Origin of the sequence: Priestia sp. LL-8 (genome assembly GCF_036227845.1) — a bacterium.
GTDB lineage: Bacteria > Bacillota > Bacilli > Bacillales > Bacillaceae_H > Priestia > Priestia zanthoxyli.
Genome location: NZ_JAZAQH010000001.1, coordinates 4,110,308 through 4,121,845, shown reverse-complemented (window position 1 = coordinate 4,121,845; position 11,538 = coordinate 4,110,308). Strand labels below are relative to the sequence as shown.

At 37.8% G+C, this 11,538-nt stretch carries 17 protein-coding genes; 14 read left to right on the top strand and 3 right to left on the bottom strand.

Annotated features, from left to right (window positions below):
- Nucleotides 1-117: 117 nt before the first annotated feature.
- The 11 genes from U9R83_RS21510 to U9R83_RS21460 all read left to right on the top strand — a co-directional run bounded on the left by U9R83_RS21510 (nucleotide 118) and on the right by U9R83_RS21460 (nucleotide 7,351).
- A complete protein-coding gene (locus tag U9R83_RS21510) occupies nucleotides 118-1,380 on the top strand; it encodes a tetratricopeptide repeat protein (RefSeq protein ID WP_153255001.1) in 1,263 nt (420 codons plus the stop codon).
- A 97-nt stretch (nucleotides 1,381-1,477) separates the two neighbouring features.
- Nucleotides 1,478-2,023, top strand: a complete 546-nt coding sequence (locus tag U9R83_RS21505; RefSeq protein WP_013058996.1) for a ReoY family proteolytic degradation factor — start codon at nucleotides 1,478-1,480, stop codon at nucleotides 2,021-2,023.
- Nucleotides 2,024-2,140: 117 nt separating this feature from the next.
- Nucleotides 2,141-2,599 carry a YpiF family protein gene (locus tag U9R83_RS21500; protein WP_042991911.1) on the top strand — a complete coding sequence of 153 codons (459 nt, stop codon included), beginning with the start codon at nucleotides 2,141-2,143 and terminating at the stop codon, nucleotides 2,597-2,599.
- Between the two features lie 204 nt (nucleotides 2,600-2,803).
- Nucleotides 2,804-3,304, top strand: a complete 501-nt coding sequence (locus U9R83_RS21495; protein ID WP_013058993.1) for a QcrA and Rieske domain-containing protein — start codon at nucleotides 2,804-2,806, stop codon at nucleotides 3,302-3,304.
- 3 nt (nucleotides 3,305-3,307) lie between these two features.
- The gene (gene qcrB, locus U9R83_RS21490; RefSeq protein WP_013058992.1) at nucleotides 3,308-3,982 is read left to right on the top strand and encodes a menaquinol-cytochrome c reductase cytochrome b subunit; all 675 of its coding nucleotides are present in this window, start codon (nucleotides 3,308-3,310) and stop codon (nucleotides 3,980-3,982) included.
- Nucleotides 3,983-4,092: 110 nt separating this feature from the next.
- The gene (locus U9R83_RS21485; RefSeq protein ID WP_013058991.1) at nucleotides 4,093-4,860 is read left to right on the top strand and encodes a menaquinol-cytochrome c reductase cytochrome b/c subunit; all 768 of its coding nucleotides are present in this window, start codon (nucleotides 4,093-4,095) and stop codon (nucleotides 4,858-4,860) included.
- 135 nt (nucleotides 4,861-4,995) lie between these two features.
- On the top strand, nucleotides 4,996-5,583 hold the full coding sequence (locus U9R83_RS21480; protein ID WP_013084876.1) for a DUF1405 domain-containing protein: 588 nt from the start codon (nucleotides 4,996-4,998) through the stop codon (nucleotides 5,581-5,583).
- Nucleotides 5,584-5,665: 82 nt separating this feature from the next.
- Nucleotides 5,666-6,076: a YlbD family protein gene (locus U9R83_RS21475; protein WP_013058989.1), complete on the top strand. Its 411-nt coding sequence runs from the start codon at nucleotides 5,666-5,668 to the stop codon at nucleotides 6,074-6,076.
- Nucleotides 6,077-6,081: 5 nt separating this feature from the next.
- A complete protein-coding gene (locus U9R83_RS21470) occupies nucleotides 6,082-6,318 on the top strand; it encodes a YlbE-like family protein (RefSeq protein ID WP_013058988.1) in 237 nt (78 codons plus the stop codon).
- A gap of 99 nt (nucleotides 6,319-6,417) precedes the next feature.
- A complete protein-coding gene (locus U9R83_RS21465) occupies nucleotides 6,418-6,804 on the top strand; it encodes a hypothetical protein (protein ID WP_014458359.1) in 387 nt (128 codons plus the stop codon).
- A gap of 100 nt (nucleotides 6,805-6,904) precedes the next feature.
- The gene (locus U9R83_RS21460; RefSeq protein ID WP_014458360.1) at nucleotides 6,905-7,351 is read left to right on the top strand and encodes a YlbF family regulator; all 447 of its coding nucleotides are present in this window, start codon (nucleotides 6,905-6,907) and stop codon (nucleotides 7,349-7,351) included.
- A gap of 5 nt (nucleotides 7,352-7,356) precedes the next feature.
- On the opposite strand, the gene U9R83_RS21455 is transcribed toward U9R83_RS21460, so the two are convergent.
- Nucleotides 7,357-7,671 (bottom strand): hypothetical protein, encoded by a 315-nt coding sequence (locus U9R83_RS21455; protein ID WP_115654867.1) that lies wholly within the window; start codon nucleotides 7,669-7,671, stop codon nucleotides 7,357-7,359.
- A gap of 77 nt (nucleotides 7,672-7,748) precedes the next feature.
- Between U9R83_RS21455 and U9R83_RS21450 the strand changes: the two genes are divergently transcribed.
- The gene (locus U9R83_RS21450; protein ID WP_013058985.1) at nucleotides 7,749-8,024 is read left to right on the top strand and encodes a YlbG family protein; all 276 of its coding nucleotides are present in this window, start codon (nucleotides 7,749-7,751) and stop codon (nucleotides 8,022-8,024) included.
- 74 nt (nucleotides 8,025-8,098) lie between these two features.
- Here U9R83_RS21450 and U9R83_RS21445 read toward each other — a convergent pair whose 3' ends face one another.
- Complete coding sequence (locus U9R83_RS21445; RefSeq protein WP_014458362.1) at nucleotides 8,099-8,485, bottom strand: DUF7147 family protein; 387 nt, start codon at nucleotides 8,483-8,485, stop codon at nucleotides 8,099-8,101.
- 612 nt (nucleotides 8,486-9,097) lie between these two features.
- Here U9R83_RS21445 and rsmD point away from each other — a divergent pair.
- Both rsmD and coaD read left to right on the top strand, forming a co-directional pair.
- On the top strand, nucleotides 9,098-9,667 hold the full coding sequence (gene rsmD, locus U9R83_RS21440; protein WP_013084870.1) for a 16S rRNA (guanine(966)-N(2))-methyltransferase RsmD: 570 nt from the start codon (nucleotides 9,098-9,100) through the stop codon (nucleotides 9,665-9,667).
- Nucleotides 9,668-9,702: 35 nt separating this feature from the next.
- The gene (gene coaD, locus U9R83_RS21435; RefSeq protein ID WP_013058982.1) at nucleotides 9,703-10,197 is read left to right on the top strand and encodes a pantetheine-phosphate adenylyltransferase; all 495 of its coding nucleotides are present in this window, start codon (nucleotides 9,703-9,705) and stop codon (nucleotides 10,195-10,197) included.
- Between the two features lie 58 nt (nucleotides 10,198-10,255).
- Here coaD and ylbJ read toward each other — a convergent pair whose 3' ends face one another.
- Nucleotides 10,256-11,464: a sporulation integral membrane protein YlbJ gene (gene ylbJ / locus U9R83_RS21430; RefSeq protein ID WP_014458363.1), complete on the bottom strand. Its 1,209-nt coding sequence runs from the start codon at nucleotides 11,462-11,464 to the stop codon at nucleotides 10,256-10,258.
- Nucleotides 11,465-11,538: the final 74 nt, after the last annotated feature.

Below are 11,538 nucleotides of genomic sequence, written 5' to 3'. Positions count from 1 at the left end.
GCTCAAACTATTTTATCATGGTGTATAGAAGCATGTGTTCTTGCTTCCGTTTAGAAAAAATAGAAAATTAATTCGTTTTATTTTTATATAAAAAGTGAATGTAATAATAAAGGAGAATTGTGTGTGAAAGAACTAGACCGCGCGATAGGTTACGTAGAATCCAATGAAATTGAAAAAGGTCTTGCCCTTATTCATGAATTGAAAGATAAAGCTACAGACGAAGAAAAATTTTTAATGGCTGAACAGCTTCAGGAGTGGGGACTGGTGAATGATGCGCTTCCTTTAATAGACGAGCTCATCGCTAAATACCCAGAAGAAGGCGAGCTGTATTTATTAAAAGCTGAAATGCTTATTGATTTAGAAGAAGAAGAAGAAGCAATTCATATTTTAAATCAAATTAGCAGCGAAGATGATAACTACGTGCCAGCTCTGCTTCTTGTAGCTGACCTATATCAAATGCAAGGCCTTAGTGAAGTAAGTGAGCAAAAGTTAATGGAAGCGAAAAAAATGCTTCCAAATGAACCCGTTATAGATTTTGGGCTCGGTGAATTTTACAGCAGTCAAGGAATTTATCAAAAGGCGATTCCTTTTTATCAAACGCTGCTAAAAACAGAAAAAGAATTTAACGGCACGGATCTTCGTCAGCGATTAGCTGAAAGTTTAGCAGGTATCGGCCAGTTCGAAGAAGCGCTTCCTTACTTTGATCAAGCGCTAAAAGATAAGCTTGAGATTAACACACTATTTGAATATGCGATTTCAGCGTATCAAGCAGGTCATTATCAGACCGCTATTGAAAAGTTCACAGAACTAAAAGAGTTAGACCGTGAGTACCATTCTCTTTATTTATATTTAGCAAAATCATATGAACATGAAGAGATGCTAGAAGAGGCTGCGGTGGCTGTCAACGAAGGTATTGCGCAGGATGAATTTCAAAAAGAACTTTACTTTTTTAAAGGTAAAATAGCATTAAAGCGCGGTCTAGAAGAAGAGGCTGAATCGGCATTTCAACAAGCGATTGCACTAGATCCAGGATATATTGAAGCTATTTTAACTCTCTCTAAACTTTATATGAGTCAAGAGAGGTATGAAGATGTAGTAGAGAATATCGAGCACGCCAAAGAATATAATGAGCATGACCCTCATTTTGAATGGGATTTAGCAAAAGCTCATCAGGAATTAGAAAATTATGAAGAAGCGCTAAAATACTACGAATCTGCATATACTGTTTTTAAAGAAGAGTATGCGTTTTTAGAAGAGTATGGTTACTTCTTATTAGAAGAAGGACAGCGCTCGAAAGCGAAGGGGATTTTCCAAGCTTTATTAGCAATGGATCCAACAGTAGATGAAATTCAAGACATATTATTTCAATTAGAAGAATAAATAATAGTTCAGAGGATTTTATTGCTGCCGTGTGGAATAAATAACTGTAAAAGGTGTTTTAACTGAGAGTTTAAACACAGAGGAGGGAAGTGAGAATATGACGACCCCTGTTACTGTCAACGAGAAAAAAGAATTTGTTCGCTGGTTTTTAACGAATTATCAGCTGAAGCGCAGAGAATGTGTATGGATTTTAAATTATTTGATGAGCCATGATCAATTGATGAAACGAGTTCACTTCGTTGAGCAAGCACAGTTTTGTCCTCGCGGGATGGTGATGTCTACGCACTGTGTGGAAGACCCTCCATTTCGTTTTTATAAAGAAAATATCATGACAACCGATGCAGAAAAATCATTTCATGATATTCGTTTGAATCGAGAAGAAGACATTTATATTCAATTAAACTTCCGATCGTTGTATTCATCGCCTCAATATGTGGCTGTACTGGAAGACAATCCGTATATGCCAAAAGCTAATCAAACAAATGAAAAAGACAGAGTATTAGCTGAGCAAATATTGGAAGAATCTATTCAGAAGTTTCAACGATCAAAAATCATGGAACTAATTGATAAAGCGTTAGATGAAAACGATAAAGAGGAATTTCAGCGCTTAAGCGAATATTTAAATAACCATTATGTACAGTAGATAAACGAGGGATTGGCTAGCTTCTTAGAAAAAGGTCAATCTCTTTTTTTATCTTCTTATTCATTTTGAAAAATAAATAAGACAAGCTTTAGCGAGCTTGCTGAGAGGAGAAGGAAGTTGAAGCTTCAGGCCAAGGAAATGGATGTGTATCTACAATCCAAAAGTTATGTTGATACCGTATTAGTTCCACTCATTCCAATTGATTTTGGAGAAGATTTAAAGCTTACTGCATCTATGAGTGAATATACGACTGCTCTTACTGAAGAGTTAGAGAGACAATTTAAAGGAAGAGTGATTTTAACACCTAGTTTTACATACTTAAAAAAAGATGGAGTAGCTGCTGTTTATGAAACATTACTTCGTTGGAATGAGCATATAAATGACAATGAAGTCAAACATCTTTTTGTGCTTACTAGCGACCGAGACTGGCTGCAGTATGAAAAAGAAATAGGAGCGTACTGCATTTGGATACCCGCTTTACCGCTTGAGCATATAGATGAGTCGCATAAGTATACGCTCATACATGAACAAGTTCAACAGCTTCTGCCGATTTTTGTAGAGAAATGGAGTATATGAAAAGGCTATAAAATAAGTAATGGAAGCGCAAACAAAATAATAACGAAAAATTTAGAAAAATAAAGATTATTTCCATGTTTTAGGTTTTTATTGTATTGACCTTCCAGAAATATTAATATATCATGATTATGTCCTAGTTTAATAGAATGGTCCATCATGTGTCCAAAATTCTCTGGACTGAACTTTTTTAAAGGGGGGAAAAGCATGGGTGATCGGGTATCAAGACGACAGTTTTTAAACTATACGCTCACTGGTGTAGGAGGATTTATGGCTGCTGGAATGTTAATGCCAATGGTGCGCTTTGCAGTAGACCCAATTTTGGAAAAAGAAGCGGGTCAGGATTTAGTAGCTGTAGCGCAGGTTAAAGACATTACAAAAGAGCCGAAACGTGTCGATTTTAAAATCAAGCAAGTGGATGCGTGGCATAAATCAGAAGAACCAAGATCGGCTTGGGTGTACAAAACTGATAAAGGTGAAATCGTCGCGCTGTCACCAATTTGTAAGCATTTAGGCTGTACGGTTAACTGGGCTGGTGACAAAAACTATCCACATCGTTTCTACTGCCCTTGTCATGGGGGAATGTATGAAAAAAGCGGTAAAAATGTACCTGGGACACCACCGATGGGACCGTTAGATGTATACGTTCAAAAGGTAAAAGGCGGTACGTTATATCTAGGAAAAGCCAAACCACAAGGAGGGGCATAGAAAATGTTGAATAAAATCTATGACTGGGTGGATGAACGGCTAGATATTACTCCTTTATGGCGAGATGTGGCCGATCATGAAGTGCCAGAACACGTAAATCCTGCACATCACTTTTCAGCATTTGTGTATTGTTTTGGTGGATTAACGTTTTTTGTTACCGTTATTCAAATTTTATCAGGTATGTTTTTAACCATGTATTATGTACCAGATATAAAAAATGCATGGGAATCCGTTTATTATCTGCAAAATGAAGTCGCTTTCGGACAAATTGTTCGAGGTATGCATCACTGGGGAGCAAGTTTGGTTATCGTCATGATGTTTTTACATACACTTCGTGTTTTCTTCCAAGGAGCATACAAAAAACCCCGCGAGTTAAACTGGATTGTGGGTGTGTTAATTTTCTTTGTTATGTTAGGTTTAGGTTTTACAGGTTATTTGTTGCCGTGGGATATGAAAGCGCTATTTGCAACGAAAGTAGGTTTGCAAATTGCTGAATCCACACCGATTATAGGCCAGCAAGTGAAGACATTACTCTCAGGACATCCAGACATCGTTGGTGCTCAAACACTAACTCGCTTTTTCGCCATTCACGTATTCTTTTTACCCGGAGCCCTACTTGGCTTAATGGGTGCCCACTTCTTAATGATTCGCAAACAAGGAATTTCAGGACCACTATAAAATTTTATACGCTTTATTCAATTAGTCAATCACACTAGTCATCATATGCATCAAGCACATACTCCGTTGTTCGTACTTTCACTAGAACAGTGAGAAAAAGGAGGGAGAACATGCATCGTGGTAAAGGGATGAAGTTTGTTGGAGATTCACGTGTTCCTGCAGAACGAAAACCCAATATTCCAAAAGATTACTCTGAATTTCCAGGGAAAACAGAAGCATTCTGGCCAAACTTTTTATTGAAAGAATGGATGGTAGGGGCAGTTTTTTTAATCGGTTATCTATGTTTAACCATCGCTCACCCATCTCCTCTTGAACGTATTGCCGATCCGACTGATACGGGGTACTTGCCTCTTCCTGACTGGTATTTTTTGTTTCTATATCAATTGCTTAAATATTCATTTGCTTCTGGTCCATATAATATTATAGGTGCATTTATTATTCCAGGGATTGCATTTGGCGCATTAATGCTTGCTCCGTTCATTGATCGAGGACCAGAAAGAAGACCGGCTAAGAGGCCGTTTGCAACAGGATTCATGCTTTTGGCTATAGCAGCAGTCTTTTTCCTAACGTGGCAGTCAGCGACACAGGTGGATTGGAAAGCGCGTGAAGAGCAAGGGAAAATTAGAGAAGAAGTAGCGATTGACAAAAATTCAGAAGGCTACAAAATCATGCAAGAGCAAACGTGCTTGACCTGCCATGGTGATAACTTACAGGGAGGCCCTGCGGCTCCAGCTTTAACAGGAATTGATCTATCTCCTGAAGAAATCGCCAATATCGCAAAAAATGGTAAAGGCAATATGCCAAAAGGTGTTTTCAAAGGTTCAGATAAAGAATTGAAAACGCTCTCGGAATTTGTCGGAAACTTAGGGAAAGAATAGTGAAAATCAGCCAAGGGGCTGGTTTTTTTTTGAATTTATTTAATGCTGTGTTTTACATCAATGAGATAGGTGCTTGCTATTGTTCAAAAACTGTACATAATAAAGAAGAGATCAAATGTAAAGGAGACTTTCTAAATGGCTTGGTTATGGTATACCTTAAAAGATAAGCGTTTTTTAACGCTTTTGCTGATTGTGAATATATTAGGAACAATCTACGGATATATTTGGTATGGAAGTCAATTAGCGGAAACACCTAAGAAGTTTTTATTATTTGTGCCTGATAGTCCAACGGCAAGTTTGTTTTTTGTTATTGTACTTATCGGTCTTTTACTTGGAAAGCATTTTTCACTGTTTGAAGCTTTAGCAATGATCACGCTGTTTAAATACGGGATTTGGGCCGTCGTAATGAATGTATTGGTCTATGTGTTGACAGGATACATTGATTGGATGATGCTTATGTTAATGGCTTCTCATGCAGCAATGGCTTTTCAAGGGCTTTTATACGTACCGTTTTACCGGATTAAATTATGGCATTTAGCTGTTGCCGCTGTATGGGCTGTACATAATGATATCATTGATTACGTTTTTTCTATGATGCCAAGATACAGCATGCTTAATGCGTATATGTCTGAAATTGGTTATTTTACATTTTGGCTAAGCATTTTATCTATCTTCATTACATACTGGTTCACAGTTCGTGCTTCTTCAAAAAAACAGCTATAAAAAATTTTTGAAATAGACGCACGAAACGAGCTCTCTTTTTCTAAGATATAGTAGGCTATATTTAAGTATGAGGTGAGTGACTGTGAAGGAAACCAAACGAGAGCTTCATCCGTCCGTTGTGGAATTTAAGCAATTTGTAAAATCACATCCAAAATTAGTGGAACAGGTTCGAAAGCAGCAAAAAACGTGGAAAGAGCTTTATGAAGATTGGTATTTATTCGGTGCAGAAGATCCAATGTGGGAGGCATATCGTTCAGAAGAAAGTGCGAAGGCTGAACCGGCTGCTGCCACAGAGGAGAAAAAAGATATTATGGGTACAATTGTATCCTCGCTGAAAAACATGGACTTGAATCAAATGCAAAATCATATCACGAATGTAAATTCAGCGATTTCGAATATTCAACAAGTACTGCAGCAATTTCAACCATCTAAGCCATCAGGTGGAGGAGCAGCTTCCGGGCCAGGGAATCCATTTGGCTTTAGGAAAGATTAAACGAAATGAGAAAAGATATATACGAATATATGCAGTCTCGTCCTAAGCTTAACGACTTCGTTCGTGAACAGCCAATGTGGTACCGGCGCTTATCTAGAAATCCTGAAGAACTGGAGAAGTTTGAATTAGAATCCAAACACTACTATAAACAAACCATTCCTCATAAAGTTGAAAAATTTTCGAATTCAATTCAAATGGCAAACATGATGTTTCATATGTTTCAGTCCATGAAAAATCAATGATCTCTGCATACATAGTGATGCAGAGATTTTTGCATATCATGAGTAAAAACAAAGAGTTTGTAAACACTATGGAGAAACGAATGATAAAGGAATGGTATTATGCGCTTACTATTAACGACGGCCTTATGTGTAGTTTCTCTGCTAGGATGCAACCATGATAAACCAAAACCTGAGACTAAAACTTCCTCTCAACCGCGGGCAGCTGAAACGTTTGGTGCAATGAATGCAAAACCTTCACTGATGGTACATCAGCATGTGAAAGGGCAGAACGTGTACGTTGAATGTATTCTAAGCGGGTTTTCATTTTCAACAGAGAGTGGATTTCTTCAAATCACAGTAGATGGAAAACCATTTAAAGAAATGAAGCAAGCAGCCTTTGTTTTAAGTGATCTTCCAAAAGGATCTCATACGGTTACGATTGAACTGATGAAATCTAAAGAAGAAAGTTATCAAGTGAGGAATACCTTTACGGTTGAAATTATATAGTTAAAAAGTAGAACTTGTAGTAAATCAGTGTAAGCTGTTTTAGCAAGTTCTTTTTCTTTAGATCCAAAACGTGATAAGATAAAAGCGGAGGTGCACAGCTATGCTGACAACAATGAGAACTGTTGAATTGCTCGATGAGTCTGATCATGTAGCTAACATGGTGTTACAATCAGACGTAGCCGAGAACTATCGTCAATGTTTATATAGATTAAAAAAAGATTCACATGCACAGGCATTAATTGCTGAATTTGTGAAAATAAAGGAACAGTATGAGGATGTTCAGCGATTTGGAAAATATCATCCTGATTATAAAACCATTACGAGACAAGTACGTGATGTAAAGCGTCAAGTTGATTTACACGCGACAATCGCTGCGTTCAAAAAAGCAGAAAATGAATTACAAAAGCTGCTTGATGAAATTAGCGTTATCCTTGGTCAAGCTGTTTCCGAGCATGTTAAAGTACCAACGGGAAATCCGTTTTTTGATACGGGAAGCAGCTGCGGCGGTGGATGCGGATCTGGTGGAAGCTGTGGGTGCAGCGCATAAGCCGTTCACTGTATAAATCGAATGCAATCAGCACAGGAATTTCCGCAGCAGGCCATTTTACGCTGTGGAACGTAAAACCTATGCTGATAGACATAAGTAAGATGCTGACTTCTGACAAAAGTCGAGCGCCACGTAGCATTCGTATTGGATGTAGCAAAAATAGATGAAGCTTCTAGAAGCTCATCTATTTTTCTACGCTCAATTGATGTGTTTATATACAAGAAGGGTATATTTGTGATTTTTTTGAAAATGACTTGTTCAATAGCTGTGTGCTCGTTAAAATGAGTAAGAAAGAGCATCCAAATATCATCTAAATTCATACATAAAGCACCTACTTCATATAAAAGAATTTATGATAAAGAAAACCAATATAACGTATGCAAAAGGGGAACTAAATATGTTTGTTGAACGTCAAGGAATTGTGGCGTATGTGCATTCTGTTAAGCAAGCAAAAGCATTGCGCAAGTACGGAAATGTACATTACGTATCGAAAGAATTAAAGTATGTTGTCTTATATTGCAACCAAGATGGCATTGAAAAAACAATCCATAAACTTCAGTCTCTACCTTTTGTGAAGAAAGTAGATCCTTCTTATCGGCCGTTTTTAAAAACAGAATTCGAAAATTCGAAGCCTGATAAAGCAAAGGAATATGACTATAAGATAGGAATTTAAACAAAAAAGGAATGTGATGTACATTCCTTTTTTTATTTTACTCCCCTTTAGCAAACGAATAGGCAGGGATGAGATTACTGCATCGGCGGAATAAAGCGGTTCATTCGCAAAATGCCAATCAGATGCTGATAGTATAGCGCTGTTTCTGGAAAGGTAGTAGATGGTTTGACATCGAGTACCACAATTTCTTTCCCTGCTTCCTCAGCAGCTTGTTTAAATAACTCAACGCGCTTGCTGTCGTTTTGTTTTAAAACAATTCCTTCTCGGCAAACGTAAAGCGGTTGGAAATTTCCTTCAGCTGTTGGATGCAAGACAGCGACAAAAGAAGCTACTTGTCGATCTTCTTTTACTGTCCGCAGCATAATAAGATGAGCAAGACGATGTTTGTTGCTTTTGACAATCTCTAACAGCTCATAAATATCTGAATACCCTTCTCCGAGCTCAATAAAACGCTGAATCATATGTATTTCCCCCTTTATGTATTAAAAAAGCAAACTCACGTAGTTTAATGTATCACTGAATATTTTAAGAGTAAATAAAAAAATCCCTACAACTACTCATTGTAGGGCCCTTCAATAAAGGGGTGTAATCACCTCTGCGATTACAAGCACCTTGATGAAGGCAAAGGGAGAGGAGAAACCGGAGGAAGAACTTATGGGGAAACGTAAGTCTTCTCCGCGGTTGGCAACAACATCGGTTAGATGATGTTGTTACTAGTCAGTATGTCCGTTTTAAACGTTCATATACCTGTCTTGTGAAATTCAATTTTTAAAACATAAAAGACTGATAACATGACAGAGAAAAAGGGTAAATTTACGTTTATTATGACATATTAAAGTAAAGGAAATCTTCTATGAACGAAATGCGGAATGATCTTCATAGTTGTATCTTTTAGAAAAGAATCAGTATATCTAAGGAGACGGTCGTAAAAGTCCAGCATAAAAGCAAGCTGCTGGGTTATTGCACAGAATGTATCCAGCATTGAATAAATTGAGGATTTTTGCTAGTCTTTGTAATTCAAAATATGTTAGGATAATGAAGAATAAGGAAGTAAAAGTAAGGTAGTGATAAGGATGAGAGTAGTAGCAGGTTTATATAAAGGCCATGCGTTAAAGGCGGTTCCAGGATACTCAACCCGCCCTACAACAGATAAGGTGAAAGAAGCTATTTTTAATATGATTGGACCGTTTTTTGAAGGTGGAACAGCTCTTGATTTGTTCGGTGGAAGCGGTGGCTTGGGAATTGAAGCTCTAAGCCGAGGAATAGATAAAGTCATTTTTGTGGATCGGGATGGCAAAGCGATTCAGACGATTAAAGCAAACTTAGCATCCTGCCGGTTAGAAGACCGCGCTGAAGTGTATCGAAATGATGCAGAACGTGCACTGAAAGCGATAAAGAAAAGGGAGCTGACTGTCGATTTACTTTTGCTTGATCCACCGTATAAAGCACAAAAGTTGAAAGCGCTTATCGAAACCGTAAGTGAAGAAAACCTTCTAGCAAAAACAGGAATTATTGTAGCAGAGCATTCTCATGATGTACATTTAGATAATGAGATTGGTTTATTTGAAAAAATAAAAAGCGAAACGTACGGTATCATTGGTGTTTCTATTTATACATACAAAAAAGAAGAATCAGTTGAATAAATCAATGAGCTGTTAGATGTAGAAAGGGGATACGTATGGGCAGTATAGCTGTTTGTCCAGGAAGCTTTGATCCAGTTACAAATGGACATTTTGATATTATTAAACGAGGCGCAAATGTATTTGATACGATTTATGTAGTTGTTTTAAATAACTCTTCAAAAAGTCCTCTATTTACAGGGGAAGAGCGAGTAGCTTTGCTGAAAGAAGTAACAAAATCACTTCCTAATGTAGTAGTAGAGTCGTACAGCGGATTATTAATGGAATATGCAAAAGAAAAGCAGGCAAAGACCATTTTAAGAGGTTTGCGTGCAGTATCGGATTTTGAGTACGAAATGCAAATCACATCTGTAAATCGCGTATTAGATAAAGAAATCGAAACGTTATTTATGATGACAAATAATCAATATTCGTTTTTAAGTTCTAGTATTGTAAAAGAAGTAGCTAAATATGGCGGGAATATCTCTGAATTAGTTCCTCCCCCTGTTAGAGAAGCGCTTGCGGAAAAATTTGAGCAGCTGTCTCAAAAATAAGATAAAAAAGAACGTGATGTTTTCTTTGCCGATAAGAAAACGTCACGTTCTTTTTTTACTAGGAACGATGAAGAAACGTTCGTTTTGAATATATATAAATATAGCAGCACAGCGTAAAAATCGTTAAGAGCGGACCGTACACGTTTAGCCACTGCGATAGAATCGTAACGGACTCCAAGTGAGAAAAAACCGGCAGTGCTCCTTCAGATGCTTGAAAAGTAGTAATGGATTCTCGAAGAGGACCCCATAGAAAGATAGTGAATACTACCGCAAAACAGCCGTGAAAAATGCGTGCAATAAAAAACGGGAAAAATCGAATATCTGTTTCGGCGAGTATGCTAGCTACTTGTGCTTGAACGGAGAAACCGCTGAAGCCTAGTACAAAGCTAACGATGATAATTTGATGAAACAGCAGCGTGTCTGGTGCTTCACTTGCTAGACGGCTTCCTAGCGTGATCTCAAAAAGCCCTGAAATAAAGGGAAGGCTGAGTTCAGTCCCTATATGACACAGGGAAAATAAATAAGCTAGACCGCTGCTTAAAACGGCCGTGATATGAGTAACATATAAAAGTTTGTTTAATACAGAAAATAAAATGATAAAACCGCCAATCATTAAGAGAGATTGAACAGCAGAAGTAACTGCATCTCCTAGAAGCTTCCCGATAGGACGCTTATCTTTTAAACGCGTTTTATGCATTTCATGAAAAGCTAACGATAAAGAAGGTTTTTGAGTTACTTGCCCTTTCGGTTTTGCTGATCCATAAAAACGCATCACCAGTCCTACACAAATATTCCCTATGTAATGAGAGAGAGCTAATATGATACCGACAGCTGGATTGTGAAAAAAGCCAACTGCCACAGCCCCAAAAATAAAAATAGGGTTAGATGAGTTAGTAAATGATACGAGTCTTTCAGCTTCGATAGCTGTTAGCTGCTTTTCTTGACGCAGCCGGGAAGTGATTTTTGCACCTGAAGGAAACCCAGAAGCCATGCCCATTGCTAAAGCAAAACCCCCTACTCCAGGTACTCGGAATAAAGGCCTCATAAACGGCTCTAATAAGATTCCAATGAACTTCACTACGCCAAACCCAATAAGCATTTCTGAAACAATAAAAAAGGGCAGCAGAGAAGGAAAGACGACCTTCCACCATGTGTTGAGACCTCTTACTGAACCTTCTAGCGCTTCTTTTGGATATACAATAAGCGCAATAGCGAGAAGCGTTACGCTCGTCCCGAGCAGAAGTGTTTTCACCATCGATTTATTCAACGAACGATTCATCTCCTTTTCTAAGCTCACGTCATTTTGATACGAATGAAATGAGGAGTTTTAGGCAAATGTAC